The 21,597-nt window shown below is 61.6% G+C and carries 11 protein-coding genes; 3 read left to right on the top strand and 8 right to left on the bottom strand.

The genetic code is table 11. The features are described from left to right. Positions 1-27: 27 nt before the first annotated feature. Positions 28-3,417, top strand: a complete 3,390-nt coding sequence (mscK, locus tag RYB66_RS25540; protein ID WP_054083575.1) for a mechanosensitive channel MscK — start codon at positions 28-30, stop codon at positions 3,415-3,417. Between the two features lie 69 nt (positions 3,418-3,486). Here the strand turns inward: mscK and RYB66_RS25535 are convergent, their stop codons facing one another. From RYB66_RS25535 to RYB66_RS25515, 5 genes are read right to left on the bottom strand one after another with little or no spacing between them, the layout of a single operon-like run. After that, on the bottom strand, positions 3,487-5,220 hold the full coding sequence (locus tag RYB66_RS25535; RefSeq protein WP_316895785.1) for an acetyl/propionyl/methylcrotonyl-CoA carboxylase subunit alpha: 1,734 nt from the start codon (positions 5,218-5,220) through the stop codon (positions 3,487-3,489). Then, positions 5,217-6,821, bottom strand: coding sequence for a 5-oxoprolinase/urea amidolyase family protein (locus RYB66_RS25530; protein WP_316895782.1), 1,605 nt, complete (start codon positions 6,819-6,821; stop codon positions 5,217-5,219). Before RYB66_RS25530 ends, RYB66_RS25535 begins: the two co-directional genes overlap by 4 nt. A 9-nt stretch (positions 6,822-6,830) precedes the next feature. Next, positions 6,831-7,628: a putative hydro-lyase gene (locus RYB66_RS25525; RefSeq protein WP_002551749.1), complete on the bottom strand. Its 798-nt coding sequence runs from the start codon at positions 7,626-7,628 to the stop codon at positions 6,831-6,833. A 2-nt stretch (positions 7,629-7,630) separates the two neighbouring features. Then, a complete protein-coding gene (locus RYB66_RS25520) occupies positions 7,631-8,395 on the bottom strand; it encodes a LamB/YcsF family protein (protein ID WP_057401762.1) in 765 nt (254 codons plus the stop codon). A 15-nt stretch (positions 8,396-8,410) separates the two neighbouring features. Further along, the gene (locus RYB66_RS25515) at positions 8,411-9,643 is read right to left on the bottom strand and encodes an NRAMP family divalent metal transporter (RefSeq protein ID WP_002551747.1); all 1,233 of its coding nucleotides are present in this window, start codon (positions 9,641-9,643) and stop codon (positions 8,411-8,413) included. A gap of 253 nt (positions 9,644-9,896) precedes the next feature. Between RYB66_RS25515 and RYB66_RS25510 the strand changes: the two genes are divergently transcribed. Continuing rightward, positions 9,897-10,562, top strand: coding sequence for a GntR family transcriptional regulator (locus RYB66_RS25510; protein ID WP_005778794.1), 666 nt, complete (start codon positions 9,897-9,899; stop codon positions 10,560-10,562). Between the two features lie 138 nt (positions 10,563-10,700). Beyond that, on the top strand, positions 10,701-12,164 hold the full coding sequence (selO, locus tag RYB66_RS25505; protein ID WP_117140120.1) for a protein adenylyltransferase SelO: 1,464 nt from the start codon (positions 10,701-10,703) through the stop codon (positions 12,162-12,164). Positions 12,165-13,061: 897 nt separating this feature from the next. Here the strand turns inward: selO and RYB66_RS25500 are convergent. From RYB66_RS25500 to RYB66_RS25490, 3 genes are read right to left on the bottom strand one after another with little or no spacing between them, the layout of a single operon-like run. Beyond that, complete coding sequence (locus RYB66_RS25500) at positions 13,062-13,532, bottom strand: chemotaxis protein CheW (protein WP_002551743.1); 471 nt, start codon at positions 13,530-13,532, stop codon at positions 13,062-13,064. Further along, entirely contained in the window at positions 13,525-19,485 is a 5,961-nt protein-coding gene (locus RYB66_RS25495; RefSeq protein ID WP_316895779.1) for an Hpt domain-containing protein, read from the bottom strand. Before RYB66_RS25495 ends, RYB66_RS25500 begins: the two co-directional genes overlap by 8 nt. A gap of 47 nt (positions 19,486-19,532) precedes the next feature. Further along, positions 19,533-21,575: a methyl-accepting chemotaxis protein gene (locus RYB66_RS25490; RefSeq protein WP_002551741.1), complete on the bottom strand. Its 2,043-nt coding sequence runs from the start codon at positions 21,573-21,575 to the stop codon at positions 19,533-19,535. Positions 21,576-21,597 lie beyond the last annotated feature (22 nt).

The following is a 21,597-nucleotide window of genomic DNA, read 5'->3' as shown; positions in this document are numbered from 1 at the left end:
ACACGTATCATCATGCGACCGGTGTCTATGTTTTCCCTGCGTTCCATTTGTGCTGCCGCACTGTTTGCGCTTTGCCTGTCCACCTTCCCGGCGCTCGCCGCCGACCCGCCCAGCAGCGATGCCGTGCAGCAAAGCCTCGACAAGATTGCTGATCGCAAGCTGCCTGATGCCGAGCAGAAAGCGCTGCAACAGGTACTCGAGCAAACGTTGGCTTTTCTCGCCAGCAAGAAGGACAGCGAGCAGAAACTCGAAGCGCTCAAGCAACAACTGGCCCAGGCGCCAAAACAGACCTCGGAAAACCAGCGCGAGCTGGCCCGCCTGAAAGAAAGCAAAGTGGTACCCGTCGCCCAGCGCTACGGCGGCCTTGATGTGCCACAACTGGAGCAGCTTCTCAGCCAGCGCAGTACCCAGCAAAGCGACCTGCAAAGCGAACTCAACGACGCCAACAGCCTGGCCATCACCGCGCAGACCCGGCCTGAGCGGGCGCAGACTGAAATCAGCGCCAATCAGACGCGTATCCAGCAGATCAACGCCATCCTCAAGAGCGGCAAGGACAATGGCAAGACCCTGAGCGCCGACCAGCGCAATCTGCTCAATGCAGAACTGGCCTCGATCAACGCCCTCAACCTGCTGCGCCGTCAGGAACTGGCCGGTAACAGCCAGTTGCAGGACCTGGGCAATAGCCAGCATGACTTGCTGACCGAAAAGGTCGCGCGCCAGGAACAGGAAATTCAGGACCTGCAGACCCTGATCAACGACAAGCGTCGCGCCCAATCGCAGAAAACGGTCGCCGACCTGTCCCTGGAAGCGCAAAAGTCCGGTGGCAGCAGCCTGCTGGCGACCGAAAGCGCCGCTAACCTCAAACTGTCTGACTACCTGCTGCGCGGCACCGACCGCCTCAACGAGCTGACCCAGCAGAACCTCAAGACCAAGCAGCAACTGGACAACCTGACCCAGACCGATCAAGCCCTCAGCGAGCAGATCAACGTGCTGAGCGGTAGCCTGCTGCTGTCCAAGATTCTCTACAAGCAGAAGCAGGCGTTGCCGCACCTGGAGCTGGACAAGGGCCTGGCCGACGAAATCGCCAACATCCGCCTGTATCAGTTCGACATCAACCAGCAACGCGAGCAGATGAGCACGCCGACCGCCTATGTCGAAAAGCTGCTCGCCACTCAACCGCCTGAAAACATTACCCCGCAACTGCGCCGTACGCTGCTGGACCTGGCAATCACCCGCAGCGACTTGCTGGAGCGCCTCAATCGCGAGCTGAGCGCGTTGCTCAACGAGTCCATCACGCTGCAACTGAACCAGAAGCAGCTGACCAGCACCGCTCAGGGACTGCGCGCCACACTCGACGAGCAGATGTTCTGGATCCCCAGCAACAAGCCGCTGGACCTGGAATGGTTTCAGAATATCTGGCCGCGCCTGCAAAAGCAGATCGCCACCCTGCCCTGGACATCCAGCCTGAGCGAGCTGTCAGACGGCCTGACTCAGCGACCGCTGCTGTTCCTGCCCCTGTTGCTGTTGATCGGCGTACTGACCTGGCGGCGCAAGGCGCTGTATCAGAAGCTGAATCGCCTGCATGCCGACATCGGCCACTTCAAACGTGACAGCCAATGGAAAACGCCACTGGCGCTGCTGATCAACGTGCTGCTGGCAATGCCTGTGGCGCTGGGCCTGGCGCTGTGCGGCTATGCCCTGCAAATCGATGCACGCGGGCAAAACGCCAATCTGGGCGAGGCCTTGTTGCAGATCGCCCTCGCCTGGCTGGTGTTCTACACCGCCTACCGCGTACTCGCCCCATCTGGCGTTGCCCAACTGCATTTCCGCTGGGAAACGGCGCAGGTCGAGTTCCTGCGTGGCTGGGTGCGTCGCCTCGGGCTGGTCGTTCTGGCCCTGGTGGCGGTGGTGGCCGTTGCTGAACACCAGCCTGCGGCACTGGCCGACGATGTACTGGGGATCGGCGTGGTCCTGACCTGCTACGCGCTGATGACCTGGCTGCTCGCTCGCCTGCTGATTTCAAGCCCCACGCACCATAACGCCTCGCTGTTCCGCAAGACTGTCGGCGTGGTGTTCACGGCATTGCCGGTCGCGCTCTTCCTGGCGGTTTGCTTTGGCTACTACTACACCGCGCTCAAGCTCAGCGACCGTCTGATCGACACTCTGTACCTGATGATGATCTGGCTGATGGTCGAGGCGACCTTCGTCCGCGGCCTGAGCGTCGCCGCCCGGCGTCTGGCCTATCAGCGCGCGCTGGCCAAGCGTCAGGCAGCCCGGGAAAACGGCGACAGCGACATTCCGGTCGAAGAGCCGAAGCTGGACATCGAACAGGTCAACCAGCAGTCGCTGCGCCTGATTCGCCTGGCCCTGCTGGCCGGATTCGTCGGCGCGCTGTATCTGGTCTGGGCCGAGCTGATTACTGTGTTCGCCTATCTCGATAACATCATTCTCTACGAATACACCAGCGGCACCGGTGCCAACATGAGCATGGTGCCGATCAGCCTGAGCGACTTCCTCGGTGCCGGAGTGATCATCGTCATCACCTTCGTGCTCGCCGGCAACCTGCCGGGTCTGCTGGAAGTGCTGGTGCTGTCACGCATGAACCTTGCGCAAGGCAGTGCCTACGCGACAACCACGCTGCTGTCGTACACCATCGCCGGTGTCGGCTTCGTGACCACGCTGTCGACGCTGGGCGTGAGCTGGGACAAATTGCAGTGGCTGGTCGCGGCGCTGTCGGTAGGGCTCGGGTTCGGTATGCAGGAGATCTTCGCCAACTTCATCTCCGGCATCATGATCCTCTTCGAACGTCCGGTGCGGATCGGTGACACCATCACCATCGGCGCACTCTCGGGAACGGTCAGCAAGATCCGCATCCGCGCCACGACCATCACCGACTTCGATCGCAAGGACATCATCGTCCCGAACAAGACCTTCATCACCGGCCAGCTCATCAACTGGTCGCTGACCGACACCGTCACCCGCGTAACGCTCAAGCTGGGCGTCGATTACGGCTCGGACCTGGACCTGGTGCGCTCCCTGCTGCTGCAAGCCGCTCGGGAAAACCCTCGGGTGCTCAAGGAACCAGAGCCCATCGTTTACTTCCTGAACTTCGGCGAAAGCACCCTCGACCACGAACTGCGCATGCACGTCCGCGACCTGGGCGACCGCAACCCGGTGCTGGACGAGATCAACCGCTTCATCAATCGCGAGTTCAAGAAGCAGCACATCAACATCTCGTTCCGCCAGATGGAGATTTACCTCAAGAACACCCAGGGCCTGGAATACAAGCTGGTGCCCGCCGAGCCAAGCGACAAAACCGGTGCCCCGACCGGGCAAACAACGCTGCAACCGGTAAACACCAAAGTGGCCCCGGCGACCAAGGATGCGCCCGAGCCGCCTGAGTTGCGGCTGGACTGAGGCGATTATTTTCTGCAACAGCACGCGTCAATCGGGTAACCGCCCGGTTGACGCGCGATTGCAATGAAATCAGGCCTCAACCCGACCAATCACCACCTTCGCCTCCAGATACCCGCCAGGCTCCTTGCTGATCTGCACGGTTCCGGCACACGGCGCCAATATCGATGTTTCCATCTTCATCGCCTCCATGATCGCGATCACCTGCCCCTTTTCTACCGTCGCTCCGTCCTCAACCGCCCAGGCATGCAGGTTGCCCGCAACCGGGGTCAGCACTGCGTGCGGGTCCGGGGCATCGGCAACTGGCTGGCTAGCGTCAGCTGGTGCAGCCGAATTCAGGCTCATGCCACGCAGCAGCGCAGCGGGCAGGCCCAGTTCGTGGCGTTTTCCGTCGATTTCGACGAAGGTGCGCAGCACACCTGCATCAACTGGCGCAGCGCTGCGCGGTGCGAGGGTCACGTGTTCGGCGAAGTCGGTTTCGATCCAGCGGGTGTGGACGGCAAAGGTATTGGACGCCGTGAAGTCATCATGGTCCATGACCGCCCGATGGAACGGCAGCACGGTGGCCACGCCTTCCACCTTGAACTCGGCCAACGCACGGCGGGCGCGGCTGATGGCCTGTTCGCGGGTTGCGCCGGTGACGATCAGTTTGGCGATCATCGAATCGAAGTTCGCTGACACTCGCGAGCCTTCTGTCACGCCGGTGTCCAGCCGCACGCCCGGTCCGGACGGTGGCTGAAACACGTCGATGGTGCCCGGGGTCGGCAGGAAGCCGTTGCCTGCATCTTCGGCGTTGATGCGGAATTCGAAGCTGTGGCCGCGCGGTACAGGCGTACCGTCGAATGACAGCGGCAGGCCGTCGGCCACGCGCAGTTGTTCGATGACCAGATCCACACCGCTGGTTTCTTCAGTCACCGGGTGTTCGACCTGCAAGCGTGTGTTGACCTCCAGGAATGACAGGGTGCCGTCGCCACTGAGCAGGAATTCCACCGTACCGGCACCGACATAGCCTGCCTCGGCACAAACCGCACGGGCCGAATCGTGGATGCGCTGGCGCAGCTCGTCGGTCAGGTAAGGCGCTGGCGCTTCTTCGATCAGCTTCTGATTGCGGCGTTGCAGCGAGCAGTCGCGGGTGCCGACAACGATTACGCGGCCGTGGCGGTCGGCGATGATCTGCGCTTCGATATGACGAGGACGGTCCAGAAAGCGTTCGACGAAGCACTCGCCACGACCGAACGCGGTTACTGCCTCGCGTACGGCAGACTCATACAGTTCGCTGACTTCATCCAGCTTCCAGGCCACCTTCAAGCCTCGACCGCCGCCGCCAAATGCCGCCTTGATGGCAATCGGCAGGCCGTACTGCTCGGCGAACGCAAGCACTTCAGAAGCATCTTTCACCGGGTTTTCAGTACCGGCTACCAGCGGCGCACCGACTTTCAAAGCGATGCGCCGGGCTTGCACCTTGTCGCCCAGCGCGTCGATGGTTGCAGGGTCCGGGCCGATCCAGGTCAGGCCGGCGTCGATTACGGCGCGGGCAAAGTCGGCGCGTTCCGAGAGGAAGCCATAACCTGGGTGAACCGCGTCGGCACCGGCACGAGCAGCGACTGCCAGCAGCTTTTCGATGTTCAGATAGGTGTCGGTCGGGCGCTCACCTTGCAGCCCGTAGGCTTCATCGGCCTGACGCACATGCAGCGCGTCGATATCGGCATCGGCATACACGGCCACCGAGGCAACCCCATAGTCACGGCAGGCGCGGGCAATACGCACGGCAATTTCGCCACGGTTGGCAATCAGAACCTTTTTCATCTGTTATTGGTCTCGTCTGAAGTGGCGGAGCGCACTGGCTCGAAGGCGCTCAGCGGGTTGAAACGAATGCGGGCATTGACCGGAATCTGCCCGGCCTTGTCCAAGTGATAGGTAGCGACTGCGCCGATGACCGGGTAACCGCCCGTCAACGGGTGGTCCGCCAGAAACAGTACCGGCTGGCCACTGGGCGGCACCTGAATGGCACCGACCGTGGTGCCCTCGCTGGGCAGTTCGCCACTGACGGCGCGCGCAAGCGACTGCTCGCCTGCCAGGCGGATACCGATCCGGTTGGATTGCGGTGTGACCAGCCAGGTCTGCTGCGCAAGCAACGCCTGAGCCTCGGCGGTGAACCAGTCGCTGCGCGGCCCCATGACCACATCCAGCGTAATGACCTGATCATTGCGCGGCATATCGAAGGCCGGTTGTTCGCCAGTCGACACCGCAGCACCACCGGTTCTGCGCCTGAAGCCCAGCCGGTCACCCGCCGCCAGCGCTGCGGGCCCCACCTGGGCCAGCGTGTCGGTGGACAGACTACCCAGCACCGGCTCGTGGACAAAACCGCCGCGCACGGCCAGATAACTGCGCAAGCCTGCGGTGGGCGAACCGATGCTCACCTGATCGCCGCTCTGCAACGAAAACGGCGCGTAAAGCGGCGGCTGTATGCGTTGGCCATCAGCCGTCAGCACCTCGACAGGCGCCTGAGCACCGGTAACCGCTACCACGGCCTGGCCCTGACAGGTAAACGTCAGGCCACCCATGAGAATTTCCAGACAAGCAGTGCCCGGCTCGTTGCCTACTGCGCGATTGGCCGCACGCAATGCGCCGCGATCCAGTGCACCCGATGCGGAAACACCCTGCCCTGCCCGACCAGGACGACCCAGGTCCTGAAACAGGGTCTGCAAACCCGGCGTAACGACTTGCAGATAGTCTTCGGTGATTGTCGACGCCTGCTGACGAACGGGCGCAGCCACCGAAACGCTGGTCACGGGCAGCGGACCGGCGTCTTGAAAGCGCACGCGATAGCCAGGCTGAAGCAAGGCTGGCTCGTCGCGGCCCAGATCCCACATTTTTGAGTGGGTCACGCCGATGATCTGCCAGCCACCGGGGCTGGCCTGTGGATAAATGCCGCTGAAACCACCGGCCAACGCCACTGCACCAGCCGGAATGCGCGTGCGCGGCGTGCTGCGCCGCGGCACGACAAAGCCGGCACCGCCGCTGAGGTAGGCAAAACCGGGCGCAAAGCCACAGAAGGCAACGTTGTAGTCGCTACCGGTGTGGCGCTTGATCACTTCGTCAACGCTGATGTCCAGCTCGCGGGCCACATCAGCCAGGTCTTCACCGTTGTAATGCACGGGTATTTCAATCAGCTTGCCGGGCTCGCGAGCGCTGCCGCGAATGTCACGCGAGGCAATCTGCGCCGCCAGCCCTTCGAAACCGATGCCAGACGGACGAAAATGCACCAGCAGCGTCCGGGCCGCCGGAACGATTTCCTCCACGCCTGCGATGGGCATCTGCTGTAACGATTCGAACAGGGCCAGAGTCTCGTCCAGGTTCGACAGTTCAACCAGGAGCGCGTCCAGGTTGGCCGGGTAGAAACGCATGAGCCTCTCCTATACGTGGTAGTAGCTGTCCGGAATATCGGTAATGAACATGTGCCCCGGCGCATGGGAAATCGCGAACGGCACACGAGACGCCATGACCACCGCCTGCGGGGTCACGCCGCAGGCCCAGAACACAGGAATCTCGCCGGGCTTGATGCTCACTGCATCGCCGAAGTCCGGATGCGCCAAGTCCTTGATGCCAAGCAGCTCAGGTTCGCCGACATGCACCGGGGCGCCGTGCACGCCGGGGTAGCGCCCGGTGATCCTTGCTGCCTCGGCAACCCGGTCCGCAGCGATGGGCCGCATAGAAACCACCATGTTTCCCTGCAAGCGCCCGGCAGGTCGACAGACACGATTGCTGCGGTACATCGGTACGTTGCAGCCTTCGCTGATATGGCGCACGTCGATCCCGGCGTTCATCAGGTCGGTTTCGAAGGTGAAGCTGCAGCCGATCAGAAAACTGACCAGATCGCCGTGCTGCGCCCAGATTTCGCTGGCGTCGCTGACTTCTTCAGCCAGTTGCCCATCACGCCAGACCCGATACAACGGCAGGTCGGTGCGCAGGTCGGCCTGTTCGGCCAGCAACGTGGTGTAACTGCCGGGCTCGGTCACATCCAGCACCGGGCAGGCTTGCGGGTTGCGCTGGGCGAACAGCAGAAAGTCATAGGCCCAGTCGCGCGGCAGCGTGATCATGTTGCACTGGGTCAGACCGGGAGCCTGACCTGCGGTAGGCGAGACAAACCCTTGTCGATAGCGGGCACGTGCGTCGATAGCCGCCTGACGGGCGTGTTGCAAGGTGTTGTTCATGATCAGCCCCTATTGAATGCGCGGACGGTAACGCCTGCGTCGTGCAAACGGTCTTTCAGGATGCGGGCGATGTTCACCGCGCCCGGGCTGTCGCCGTGTACGCAGATAGAATCGGCTTGCAGGCTGATTTCGCGGCCATCTTCAGTCTCGATAACCCCGTCGCGCACCAGGCGCAACATGCGTTCGGCGATCCGTTCGGCATCGTGCAGCACGGCACCGGGCCGCGAGCGCGAGACCAGCGTGCCTTCAGCGGTATAGGCGCGGTCGGCGAACGCTTCGGCGACGCACGCCAGTCCGGCTTCCCGCGCCCAGCCGAGCAGCGGGGAATTAGCCAGACACACCAGCTTCAGCGCAGGGTCGATGCGCAGCAGCGCCTGAATGACCGCCGCTGCCTGGCGCTGATCGCCAGCGATGGTGTTGTACAGCGCGCCGTGGGGTTTGACGTATGTCACGCTGGTACCAGCGCTGCGCGCCAGCCCCTGAAGCGCGCCGATCTGGTAAATGACGTCGGCGGTCAGTTGGTCGCTCGGGATATCCATATTGCGGCGGCCAAACCCGACGAGGTCCGGGTAAGCCACATGCGCACCAATGGCCACGCCGCGGGCCGCAGCGGCCTCAAGGGTACGGAGGATGCCGGCCGGATCGCCAGCATGAAAACCGCAGGCCACATTGGCGCTGCTGACCACATCGAGAATCGCCTCGTCGTCGCCCATGCTCCACGCGCCGAAGCTTTCACCGAGATCACTGTTGAGGTCTATTGCAGGCATTTTTATTCTCCGAAATCAGGCTGCATTGATGAAGGCAAAGATGGCTCCCGCCGATTTGAATGCCATGTACCACGACAGCAGACAGGTCAGCACGCCCAGCACCAATAGCCAGCGCGGGTAGTGGTAGCCGTCCATCATGTCGGACCGACGCCAGCCGACGTACATGAAAATGCTCAGGCCCAGTGGCAGAATCAAGCCGTTGAAGCCACCGGCAAACACCAGCAGCGCAGCCGGTGGTTTGCCCCACATGACGTATACGACCACGGTGATCAGGATAAAGCCGACCGTGGCAAGGTTGCGCACGCGCTCGGTGATGCGTTTGGAAAATACCGTGATGAACGACATCGAAGTATAGGACGCGCCGATCACGCTGCTGATGCCGGCCGCCCAGAGCACCAGGCCGAACATGATCAGGCCGAAGTTGCCAGCGGCAGCGGTGAACGCCTGGGCCGCAGGGTTTGCGCCCTGGCCGGATACATCGATGACAACGCCGCTGGCGACCACGCCGAGGATTGCCAGAAACAGTATGTAACGGACAACCCCGGTGACCAGAATACCGGTCAGCGCCGCCTTGGACACGACATCGATGTTCTCGACCCCGACGGTGCCGCGATCCAGCAAGCGGTGAGCACCGGCGTAAGTGATATAGCCACCGACCGTGCCGCCGACGATGGTGGTGATGGCCGCGAAATCAACCATATCCGGCAGGATCGTCTGGCGCAGAGCCTCGCCCAGCGGCGGGTGCGAGGCAAAGGCGGCGAAGAGAATCAGGCAGACCTTCAAGGTGCCCAGCACCATCATGATGCGATCCATCGCAATACCCGCACGGTGCGACGAGAAGATCGCAATGGCGATCAGCGCACTCAAGGCGCCCCCCCATTTGGGGTCAAGACCGGTCAACGCATTCAAGCCCAGGCCCGCACCGGCGATGTTGCCCAGACTGAACACCAGACCGCCGAAGATGACCAGTACCGCGAGCAGATAACCACTGCCTGGGATCGCTGCGTTGGCCAGATCGGCCGCGCGCATTCTGGTCAGCGTCACGATGCGCCAGACATTCAACTGCACCACGAAGTCGATCAGGATCGACGCCAGAATGCCGAAGGCAAACGCCGCCCCCAGGGTCGCGGTGAAAGTGGCTGTCTGGGTCAGAAATCCTGGGCCGATGGCAGACGTTGCCATCATGAAGATCGCGGCGATCAATGAGGCGCGACGCGCCTTGGTGAACTCATTGGCAGTCTGTGTCACGGCGGCATTCCTGAGATGAGAGGTAACCTGCCAGAGCAATGAGCATGCCAAAGGGCTTTAAACAGCGCCAAGTTGTAGATACATAAAGAGAATATTGTTGAACAATGTTGGTGATATGGATCAACCATGTGCACCATGTTGTTACGCGGGGACTCAGATGTGCTACCTGATGAAGCATCTGCTGACCTTCGTCCTTGCCAGCCAATGAGCTGTCGTGGAATATCGACCTGGCTTTTCTTTCTCTGGACCCTTTATGAACGACGCTGCTTCTGCCCTCCCTCGCACCCTCGGAGAATCGATCACCACTGAGCTTCGCAGAATGCTGGTCGAGGGCGAGCTGGTACCCGGTCAGCGCCTCTCGGAAGCCGCGCTGGCCGAGAGTCTGGATATTTCCCGTAACACCCTCAGAGAAGCCTTCAGAGTGCTGACCCGCGAAGGACTGCTGACCCACGAACCCAATCGAGGGGTCACCGTGGCCAAGCCTGATATGGCTTCAATCATCGATATCTACCGAATTCGGCGCTTCATCGAATGCGGGGCGATTGCCCAGGCTTATCCACAGCATCCCGGTGTGCTGCACATGCGCAATGCGGTCGAGGCCGGCGTGCAGGCGCGTGAGGCCAAGGACTGGATTGCCGTGGGCACCGCCAACATGATGTTTCACAAGGCCATCGTCGAGCTGTCCGACAGCCCGCGACTGGCGGCGTTTTATGCGCAGATATCAGCAGAGTTGCGCCTGGCCTTCGGGCTGCTCAACGACCCGGAGCTTCTGCATTCGCCCTATCTGGACATGAATGCAGCGGTTCTCGGGCGCCTTGACGCGGGCAAGACCGATGAGGCGACGCGCATGCTCGAGGATTATCTGGTGCAATCGGAACGAACGATTCTGGCCGCCTTCGAGCGAAGCCGGAACCGGTAGTCCGGGCGCAGGCCCGATCGCCAGAACTACCACCCAGGGACCCGGTCTACGGGTTCTGACCGTTGCAACACGCCCGACGAGCCAGGCAGGCCGCCGCTTCGTTGAAAGCCTGAAATTCCCCTCTGGAGGCGATACGCTTTGAAAGCACTCGACGAACTCACTTTCGACAACCGCTTTGCCCGACTGGGCGATGCGTTCTCCACTTCCGTGCTGCCTGAGCCCATCGATGCGCCGCGGCTTGTGGTTGCCAGCGAATCCGCGCTGGCGCTGCTGGACCTGGCCCCTGAACAAGCCGATCTGCCGCTGTTCGCGGAAATCTTCAGCGGCCACAAGCTGTGGTCAGAAGCCGAGCCGCGAGCGATGGTTTATTCCGGCCATCAGTTTGGTTCCTACAACCCGCGCCTGGGCGACGGCCGCGGGCTGTTGCTGGGCGAGGTGTACAACGACGCAGGCGAACACTGGGACCTGCACCTCAAGGGCGCGGGCCGCACGCCGTACTCGCGGATGGGCGATGGACGCGCTGTGCTGCGTTCGTCGATCCGCGAGTTTCTGGCTTCCGAAGCATTGCACGCGCTGGGTATCCCCAGCAGCCGTGCAGGGTGCGTAGTCAGCTCCAGCACGCCGGTATGGCGCGAAACCCAGGAACACGCGGCCATGGTGCTGCGTCTGGCGCAGAGCCATGTGCGCTTCGGCAGTCTTGAATACTTCTTCTACACCAAACAGCCAGAGCAATTGAAGACACTGGCCGAACATGTACTGACGATGCATTACCCGCATTGTCAGGAGCAGCCAGAGCCGTATCTGGCGATGTTCCGCGAAATCGTCGAGCGTAACGCCGAGCTGATTGCCAAGTGGCAGGCCTACGGTTTCTGCCACGGCGTGATGAACACCGACAACATGTCGATTCTGGGCATTACCTTCGATTTCGGTCCGTTTGCGTTTCTGGATGATTTCGATGAGCACTTCATCTGCAACCATTCCGATCACGAAGGTCGCTACTCCTTCAGCAATCAGGTGCCTATCGCGCAATGGAACCTGAGCGCACTGGCGCAGGCGCTGACGCCGTTCATCAGCGTGGAAGCGTTACGCGAGACCATCGGCTTGTTCCTGCCGCTTTATCAAGCGCACTACCTGGACCTAATGCGTCGTCGACTGGGCCTGACCATTGCCGAAGATCAGGACGAACAACTGGTCAGCCAATTGCTGAAGCTGATGCAGAACAGTGGCGTGGATTACACCCTGTTCTTCCGCCGTCTGGGCGATCAGCCCGCCGTAGAAGCGTTGCGCACGTTGCGTGACGACTTTGTCGATATCAAGGGCTTCGATGCCTGGGCAGAAGCGTATCAGACGCGTATTGCCGGCGAGGACAACGGCACCGAGCAAGAGCGTCAAACCCGCATGCACGCGGTCAATCCGCTGTACATCCTGCGCAACTACCTGGCCCAGAACGCTATCGCCGCAGCGGAAAAAGGTGACTATGCAGAAGTCCGCCGCCTGCACCAAGTGCTCTGCACGCCTTTCACCGAACAACCCGGAATGGAAGGCTACGCCCAGCGACCACCGGACTGGGGCAAGCATCTGGAAATCAGCTGTTCGTCGTGAGGCTTTTGGTCCCCTATCGTGCCCATGCTCAGCGTGCTCTGCGTCCTGCCTTGAGTGTGCGGCGCGGCATAGATCTGTGACGCGGAGCGTCACGCACGGCATTCCCACGCTGGAGCGTGCGGAACGATAATCCTGTAACTATCGTACGGCGCTCCGCGTCGCATGCCGTTCTGGACGCTCCGCGTCCTATCCGGAATGTGCGGTGCGGCGCAGATTTGTGACGCGGAGCGTCACGCACGGCATTCCCACGCTGGAGCGTGAGGAACGATAATCCTGTAACTATCGTGCGGCGGTCCGCGTCGCATGCAGTTATGGACGCTCTGCGTCCGATCCTGACTGTGCGGTGCGGCGCAGATTTGTGACGCGGAGCATCACACACGGCATTCCCACGCTGGAGCGTGCGGAACGATAACCCTGTAACTATCGTGCGGCGCTCCGCGTCGCATGCAGTTCTGGACGCTCCGCGTCCGATCTTGAATGCGCGGCGCGGCGCAGATCTGTGACGCGGAGCGTCACGCACGGCATTCCCACGCTGGAGCGTGCGGAACGATAATCCTGTAACTATCGTACGGTGCTCCGCGTCGCATGCCGTTCTGGACGCTCCGCGTCCTATCCGGAATGTGCGGCGCGGCACAGATCTGTGACGCGGAGCGTCACGCACGGCATTCCCACGCTGGAGCGTGAGGAACGATAACCCTGTAACTATCGTGCGACGCTCCGCGTCGCATGCCGTTCTGGACGCTCCGCGTCCGATCCGGAATGTGCGGTGCGGCACAGATCTGTGACGCGGAGCGTCACGAACGGCATTCCCACGCTGGAGCGTGCGGAACGATAATCTCAACTATCGTGCGACGCTCCGCGTCGCATGCCGCTCTGGACGCTCTGCGTCCTCTTTACCTATGACAGCCCTGCATCCACCAGCCACTGCTCCAGCCCTTCCAGGTCGGGGATGCGCGCCACGGTTTCGCCGATCTGTACGGCAGCCAGCTCCAGTTCGGCCAGTGGGACGTCGACGTAGCTCAACTGGCTGTCGACTTTGCACGAGCGCGGAATGCCTTGGGTGAGCAACGCGATGAACCTGACGTCGTTACGCCCGCCCAGTGCATTGAGCACTACAATCCGGGCCCGGCCACCCACGCGGGTGCGGCCTCCGCAGGCGGCTTCGAAACTGAGCAACGGCAAGGTCAGCTCGCGCCAGCTGATCGGTCCCAGATACCACTCGGGAGCGCCCGGCTCCGCGCTGCAGTCCTGGTAGTCGATCAACTCGGCGACCGCGACGTTGGGCAGCAGCAAATGCCGGTCACTCAACGGCAGCAGCAGGCCGGTCAGGCTGGTCAGGCGACTGGTCTGGAACGTACCTTCAGACATGCACCTGACTCCAGTAAGCAATACTCTCCAGCAACACGGTTTCCTGATAAGGCTTGCTCAGGTACTCGTTGACGCCCACCGCCATGGCCCGATCCCGGTGCTTCTGGCCCGAGCGGGAAGTGATCATGATGATGGGCAGTTCCTTGAGCTGTTCGTCCTGGCGGATCTGGCTGGCTACTTCAAAGCCGTCCATGCGCGGCATTTCGATATCCAGCAGCATGATGTCAGGCGTGTGCTCCTGCAACAGGGTCATGGCGTCAATCCCGTCCTTGGCGGTCAGCACATGCATGCCGTGGCGCTCAAGCAACCGGCTGGTGACTTTGCGTACCGTCACCGAATCGTCCACCACCATCACCAGCAACGGCCTGGCGTGCTCGGCTTCGTGGTAGACAGGCGCCAACCCTCTGAAAGGCAAGCCCTGCAAGGTACGAATCTGCGCCATCAAGTCGAGAATCAGGACCACACGCCCATCACCCAGAATGGTCGCACCGGAAATGCCCTGCACCCTTGAGAACTGCGTACCAAGGCTCTTGACCACAATTTCGCGTGAACCTGCCAGCGCATCGACCTGCACCGCCACCCACTGATCCTGCAAATGCACCAGCAATACAGGCAGCGGCTGCAATTGCCCGGCAAGCCTGGGTGGACTGCTGCCCAGCAACTCGCCCAGATAACGCAGCTCGTAGCTGCGTCCGCCGTATTGATAACGCGGCGGGCTGGTCTGGTAATAGCCATCCAGCTCGTTGGCCATGACGCGCACGATGCCATCGACGGTATTGAGCGGCACGGCATATTGCTCTTCGCCGCAGGTCACCATCAGCGCACGGTTGACCGACACCGAAATAGGCAGGCGAATACGGAAGCGCGTGCCCTTGCCAGGCACCGAGTCGATGACCATCGAGCCGCCCAGTTGTTTGACCTCGGCATGCACCACATCCATGCCGACGCCACGTCCGGAAATCTGGGTGATGATCTCGCTGGTGGAAAACCCCGCCTGCAGAATGAACGGCAAAACCTCATGGTCGGACAGATCGGCATCCGGATGGATCATGCCGCGTTTGACGGCCTTGCGGCGCACGGCCGCCAAGTCGACACCCGAGCCGTCATCGCTCAACTCGATCACCATATCGCCGCCTTCATACATCAGCTCAAGGCTGATATGGCCCTGCTCCGGCTTACCGGCAGCGATGCGTTTTTCAGTGCTTTCCAGGCCATGATCAACAGCGTTGCGCAGCATGTGCTCCAGCGGCGCGACCATCCTTTCCAATACATTTCGGTCCATTTCACCGTCGGCATTGCCGACCTCGAAATGGACCTTCTTGTGCAGTTCCGAGGCAACCTGGCGCACCACGCGACGCAAACGCGGCACCAGGCGTTCGAACGGCACCATGCGCGTACGCATCAGGCCTTCCTGCAACTGGGTGTTGACCCTGGCCTGTTGCGACAGCAGCGTTTCAGCGTCGCGGGCCCGCGCACCGAGGGTTTCCTTGAGGTCCATCAGGTCGGAGGCAGACTCGAAAAGCGCACGCGACAACTGTTGCAACTGCGAATGACGGTCCATTTCCAGCGGGTCGAATTCCTCATAACCCAGCCGCTCGGCCTGAACCTGCTCGCGACTGAGAATACGGCCTTGGGTTTCCATATCCAGGCGACGCAATTGATCGCGCATCCGCTCGATAGTGGTTTCAACTTCCAGCAGCGCGACCTGCGAATCCAGAATCTGCTGTTCGATCCGCCCACGGAAAATAGACGTTTCACCGGCCAGGTTGACCAGGTCTTCCAGTTGCTCGGCGGGCACCTTGACCATTTCCGGCCCACTGCGCTCGACCTCGCCGTCAGCAGCAGGCGCGACGGCCACCACCGATTCAGGACCGGTTTCAAAGGTTTGCGCAACCACCGGCTCGCCCACCGGTTCATCGCTGGCCAGTCTGCGAATGCTTTCAATCAGCAGCGAGGCATCAGGCAGCGGCTTTTCGTTACGCACTGCGTCGAGCATATCGGCCAGCACATCGTGACCGCTTTGCAACAGGCTGATCATCAATGGCGCAGGTTGCAGGTTGCCGGCAGAAAGCCCTTCATAAAGCGTTTCCAGCTCGTGGGCCAGATCGCCTATCGGGGCGATTTCGACCATCCGCGCGCCGCCCTTGAGGGTGTGCAGGTCACGCAACAGGTTTTCGACTTCCAGCAGGTTGTGCGGATCAGCCTGCCAGCGGGCCAGTGCCGCGCCCGAGCTTTCGATAATGTCGAAACCCTCCTCAAGGAAGACTTCACGCAGCTCGGTGTCATGTTCAGGAGGATCTTCGCTGGCCGCTGGCGGTGCCTGCACATCAGACCCTGAGCTCTCGAGCGAGCGGCAGCGGCCCAGCGCTTCGATCAAGGCCGAGGGGTCACTGAGCGCTTCCTGCCGATACAACTGCTCCAGCAGAATCGCCAGATGGTCGTGACTCTCATGCAGCAGCTCGGCCAGCGCTGGCGAATGGTTGAAGCGCCGGTCGATCAAGCCTTCGTAGAGGTTTTCCAGTTCGTGGGCAAGGTCGCCCACCTCGGCCACCTCGGCCATCCGCGCGCCGCCCTTGAGGGTGTGCAGGTCGCGCTGCAGTGAGGCCAGCGGCGCGGAGTTTTCCGGATCAGCCAGCCAGCGCTGTAACGCCTGTCCGGCGCTGTCGAGGATATCGACAGCCTCTTCCAGAAATATCTCGACGATCTCGTCGTCAGGGCCAGCAGTTTCAGCATGCTCAGCCTCACTGGCCAATTGCTCGGTGGCCGCGTTGAGTTCGGTAACGCTCAGGGTCCGATGGCCATCGCTCTTGACCAGACCGGTCGCCGAAGGGTCCAGCGCCTGATCCAGCAACTGGTTCAAGGCTCGCACGCACTCGGGACGTGGTTCGACGTCCTGACCGGCAGCCACCTGATCAAGCATATTGATCAACGCTTCGTGGGCGCTCTCTGCTGCATCGAAAAAGCGTTCGCTGACCGCCAGGCTGCTTTCCTCGACCGCCCCGTATAGGTCGAGCAAGGCTTCGCAGAGCTCATCGACCTGCGGCAGATCGGCCAGATGCGCGCCATGCCCCAGCGTAGTCAGTTCATCGAGCAACGCGCTCAGCTCCTGACGTTCGCCCGGGTGCTGACGCCAGCGCCGCAACAGGTTTTCCGCGTCCAGCACGATATCCATGCCTTCGGCCAGAAAGCCGGCAAGCAGCGTGGGATTACGCTTGATCCGTAGGCCACTGTCCGACTCGCGCAGCACCACAGTGAGCCGCTCGTTGAGTAGCGCCAGGGCCGCTTCGATCAGCTGCGCAGCACCCGCAATGGCTGCCAGCGGGGTTGTGTCGAGTTGCTTGAGCCCGTCGTGCAACAACGGTTCTGCGCTGCGCAGCAGAGCGAGTTCGGGCGCGCCGATGTCGATAAGGTTGGCTTTGTATTCACGCACCAACTGGTCGAGCGGGCTGGCCAGTTCGGCAATCGGCAACACACCGGCCATGTGCGCGCTGCCTTTGAGGGTGTGCAGCGCACGCAGCACTGCGTCGCTGATTGAAGGCGATGCCGATTGTTCGGCGTTGTCGAGGAAGCGACCCAGGGTATTCAGATGCCCGAGCGCTTCCTGACGGAAAATTTCCAGCAATTGCGGATCAAGCGCTTCGACCGGCACAGATTCACCGGTTGCGGGCAGTGCCGGCAGCTCAAGTCCATTGGCCAGCGCATGGGCACGGGCCGCCAGCAGGTCGACATCGTTACGCTGGCGCTGCGCATCCTCGGCGAAATCGCGAATCACCGACGGCAGCAGCGTCAGCACTTCGCTCATCAATTGCTGAACTTCAAGACCCGCCAGCACATCGCCTTCCAGCACCCGGTTGAGCAGGTTCTCCACCGACCAGGCCAGTTCGCTGAGAATCAGCGCACGCACCATCCGGCCGCTGCCCTTGAGGGTATGAAACGCCCGGCGCACTTCGGTCAGTGCGGTGCTGTCCCAATGGCCGCCGCTGCCCAGCGAGGCAAACCAGCGCGGCAGATACTCGCGCAATGCGTCGAGCACCTCGTCTGCCTCTTCCAGAAAGACTTCGCGCAACTCGTCGTCCACCGCCTCTTCGTCTGCCGAGGGCGGCAACAGGCTGGTGGGCACGTTGCGGGCAGGCGGATTGACTGCCGACACCGGGCTGGCGAGGACCTGGGCAATGGTTTGCGCAGGGCTGACCAGCGCCTTGCGATCATCCAGTTCCAGCAACTCATCCTGGGTGATGATTTCTTCCAGCAGCGGCACTTCAAGGGTGTCGGCAGCGGGCGTATAGCCCAACCGCGCCAGGCTTTGCTGAGCCATGTCGAGGACCTGATCACCCGGCGCTTCATGGTCTTCGAGCATGCGCTCCAGGTAATACTCGATGCCAGTAATTGTATCGGCCAGGCAATCGAGCTGAACCCAGCTGGGACGGGTTTCGTCCACCAGCAGGTGTTCCTGAATGTATTCGTTGCAGGCGGCCAGCAGGCTGGCAGCACGGGCCAGCGGGATCATCGCCAGCGCACCGCGAACCTGCACGATCAGCGCGCAAAGCGGGTCGAGCCGCTGGCGGTCCCACTCACCGTCGATGTAATCGAGGATCACGTCCTTGGCCTGCTGCAACACCGTGCGGGCTTCGCGAATCACCAGTTGATGAATTTGCGTCAGGTCAGTGGTCGGCAGGCGGCTTTCTTCACGGCTGGTCTGTTCGTTGCTCCCGGCCATGCCCGCGAGGGTCGATTCGACGTAGAGCAAGGCGCCCGCGACATCCATCAGCGCGCCGTCGCTGGGCTCGCGCTGCCCCTGCGCCAGCCCCAGAACGACAGAAAGCTGATCGATGATCACCTTGCGCGGCTGGCCGAAGCCAAGCACTGCAAGGGTATCGGCGATCTGCCGCAGCGGCGGCAGCAGCGCGTTGAGTTCACTGACATGCTGGCGGTCACCGCGCACGAACACGTCAAGCCGTTCCTTGACCCGGACCAGCCCTTCGCACAGGGCTACGATTACCGAGCGCATGGCGTCGCGGTCCGGCCCGGCCATGCGTGCGCGTTCTTCATTGACCACATCGTTGCCGGGCAAGGCATCGGCCAGCGCGTACTGGTCTTTGAGGTCGAGCATCTTCGGTGCCAGGCTGTCGGACTTGGCGATGTAGAACAGCAGGCTTTTCAGCAGCTCTTCGGGGGCCGGCTGATTGATGCCGGTCACGCCCTGCTCGGCCAGCCGCTTGAGTTCCTTGTCGGCATCCTTCAGCAGGCTGCGCAGGGCCGGGCTGTTGGTGAAGTTGCCGTTGAGCATGGTTTCGACCAGCGCCGAGGCGATTCGCCAGAGCGGACCGAGCGGCGCGTCCTCGCATAACTGCTCCAGCCGGGCAAACACCTTGGCCATGTAACCGAGCTGGGTCTGAACACCCTGCTCGCGCATCAGGCCCGCCAGCGCCGCCTGCAAGGTCTGACGCAGCTTGCGCAGCAGGTTGGGCAATTCAGGGGTATTGCGCCGCGCCAGTTCCTGGTCATCGAGCGCAGGAACGACGACCAGTTGCGGGGCGAACAGGCTGGTTTCCGAGAGCAGACTTTCGCCCCGCGCACTGCGCAGGTCATTGAGCAACGGCAACACCACCAACGGCAGGTCGCGGCGCGCGGAGTGGATACGCTCCAGATAAACCGGCAACTGACTCATAGCCTGTATCAGCAGTTGCTCGGACTCCGCCGGATGGCTGACACGGTTCTGCTGGACCGCCAGCGCCAGTTGCTCGATTTCCTCGGCCAGCAACGCCGCGCCGTAAAACTCGATCATCTGCAGGCTGCCGTGAACCTGATGCACCAGGTTCAGACATTCGGCCATCGCCGCGCTGTTGGCCGGGTCTTCAATGAAGGCATCCAGCTCGTTGCGGGCCTGGCGCAGCGTTTCGGCGATTTCGCCCTTAAGCCATTCAAGGGCCACGTAATCGTGACGATCAGCCATGACGAGTACCGCCTGTTACCCAATCAAGGTTGTTCATTGGTTGTACATCATCCGGCTTTCTTCGATGACGGCAGGGCAAAACCCGATACCGAGCGCCGCATTTCGCTGGCCATTTTTGCCAGATTGCCGATGCTTTCGGCCGTGGCCGAGGTGCCCGAGGTGGTCTGCGAGGTGGTCTGCTGAATGACAGTCATGATCTGTGAAATCTGACCGGCCGACTCGGCCTGCTGGTGAGCGGCATCGGTGATACTTTCGATCAGTTCGGCCAGCACTCGGGAAACACCTTCGATTTCGCCCAGCGCCACCCCGGCGTCCTGCGCCAGTCGTGCGCCGCGTACCACCTCGCTGGTGGTCTGCTCCATGGAGATGACCGCCTCGTTGGTGTCGTTCTGAATGGCCCGCACCAGCGTTTCGATCTGCTTGGTGGCAGACGACGAGCGCTCGGCCAGCCGCTGTACTTCGTCAGCCACCACGGCAAAGCCACGTCCGGCATCACCGGCCATCGAAGCCTGAATGGCCGCGTTGAGGGCCAGAATATTAGTCTGATCGGCAATATCGTCGATCAGACTGACAATATCGCCGATTTCCTGAGAAGACTCACCCAGGCGCTTAATACGCTTGGACGTGTCCTGAATCTGTTCGCGAATGTTGTCCATGCCGTGGATGGTGTTGTGTACGACCTCGTTGCCCTTGTTGGCAATCGCTACGGAGCGCTCTGCCACCGCCGAGGATTCCGATGCATTGGTCGATACCTGATCGATGGACGCTGCCATGTCGTTGATTGCCGTCGAAGCCGCGCTGATCTGCAGCGCCTGATGCTCGGAGGCGGCAGACAATTGCATGGCCGTGGCCTGCGTTTCGGTAACGGCAGCAGCAACCTGTTCGGCCGTCAGGTTGATGGTCACCACCAGCTCGCGCAACTGGTCGATGGAATAATTGATGGAATCGGCAATCGCGCCGGTGAAATCTTCGGTCACCGAGGCCGTCACCGTCAGATCACCGTCAGCGAGGTTTTCGATCTCGTCCAGCAAACGCATGATCGCGGTCTGGTTACGCTCGCTCTTCTGTGCGGTTTCGCGCAACTGGCGGTTGGTCTCGCGGACCATGACCAGACCGATAAGGATGATCGACATCAGCGCCAGCAAGCCCAGTACATAGCCACCGATGGTATTCACAGTACGGCGCTTGGCCATGTTTTCCAGGCTGTTGGTGAGTACCGAGGTTTCATCCAGCAGGGTCTGTGAGGTGTTGAAAATGTTTCCGGACGCCTCACGCACCTGATACAGCTCGGGCGAGGTTTCAAGAATCTCGTCCACCGAGCCGGACACAAACTCGAACAGCTCGGCAATTTCCGCCAACCGTGCACGGGCATCGCGGTCTTCGACCTGGGAGATTCGCAGCGTGGCGTTGCCCTCCAGCATGCCGTTGAGCACACGACCAAACTGGCTGGCGTCGCGGCCAAACGCATCGGCTGCCTGCACCGCTGTTTCGTCACCGGCCAGCACGGTATTGACCGAGCCGAGGATTCGTTCTGCGAGCAGCGCCTGACGCTGCGCAACCACCACCTGCGCAGCCGGCGCACGGCTTTGCAGAAGGCTTTCCACGACTTTTTCGTATTCGGCCTGCAATTGCGGGATGGTTTCGGCCAGTGTCGCAGCCACCTGATGCAGCGACAAAACCGTCTGTTCGCTGGCCAGAATCACATCGGTACTTTTGCGCAGCCCTTCCCAGTCGCGCTGAACGGTGCGCAATTCGTCGCGTATCAGATCAGGAGCCGCAGGCAGCCCGGTGGCCGGATCGCCTTTTCTCAGGTAGCCCCAGCGCACGTCGAAATCGTTGCGCGCATCGGCCAGCAGCTTGAACGCCTGGGTTTTACCGGCGGCCGCTTCGGTGGCGTTTTTCGCGATGCGCTGGGATAACACGCGTAGCTCACCAGCATGCCCGATGTACTGTTTGTCGTAGTTCGATTGAGTGTTGAGATAGGCGAAGTTGGCGAACAGCAACATGATGAAAACGATGAGCGCGACAAACAGCAGAATAATCTGCGTCCGGCTACGCGCGCCTTCCCTTGATCTGCCTGTATTACTCATTAATCAGGCCCCCGCCTGGATC

Source organism: Pseudomonas syringae group sp. 243L2 (genome assembly GCF_032587875.1).
Taxonomy (GTDB): domain Bacteria; phylum Pseudomonadota; class Gammaproteobacteria; order Pseudomonadales; family Pseudomonadaceae; genus Aquipseudomonas; species Aquipseudomonas amygdali.
This window is presented reverse-complemented; position numbering and strand designations above follow the sequence as displayed.

What these genes read in the sequence shown, in the direction of transcription:
- mscK (WP_054083575.1), top strand. Translation starts at nt 28, where the DNA reads ATGTTTTCCCTGCGTTCCATTTGTGCTGCCGCACTGTTTGCGCTTTGC.
- RYB66_RS25535 (WP_316895785.1), bottom strand. Translation starts at nt 5,220, where the DNA reads ATGAAAAAGGTTCTGATTGCCAACCGTGGCGAAATTGCCGTGCGTATT.
- RYB66_RS25530 (WP_316895782.1), bottom strand. Translation starts at nt 6,821, where the DNA reads ATGCGTTTCTACCCGGCCAACCTGGACGCGCTCCTGGTTGAACTGTCG.
- RYB66_RS25525 (WP_002551749.1), bottom strand. Translation starts at nt 7,628, where the DNA reads ATGAACAACACCTTGCAACACGCCCGTCAGGCGGCTATCGACGCACGT.
- RYB66_RS25520 (WP_057401762.1), bottom strand. Translation starts at nt 8,395, where the DNA reads ATGCCTGCAATAGACCTCAACAGTGATCTCGGTGAAAGCTTCGGCGCG.
- RYB66_RS25510 (WP_005778794.1), top strand. Translation starts at nt 9,897, where the DNA reads ATGAACGACGCTGCTTCTGCCCTCCCTCGCACCCTCGGAGAATCGATC.
- RYB66_RS25500 (WP_002551743.1), bottom strand. Translation starts at nt 13,532, where the DNA reads ATGTCTGAAGGTACGTTCCAGACCAGTCGCCTGACCAGCCTGACCGGC.
- RYB66_RS25495 (WP_316895779.1), bottom strand. Translation starts at nt 19,485, where the DNA reads ATGGCTGATCGTCACGATTACGTGGCCCTTGAATGGCTTAAGGGCGAA.
- RYB66_RS25490 (WP_002551741.1), bottom strand. Translation starts at nt 21,575, where the DNA reads ATGAGTAATACAGGCAGATCAAGGGAAGGCGCGCGTAGCCGGACGCAG.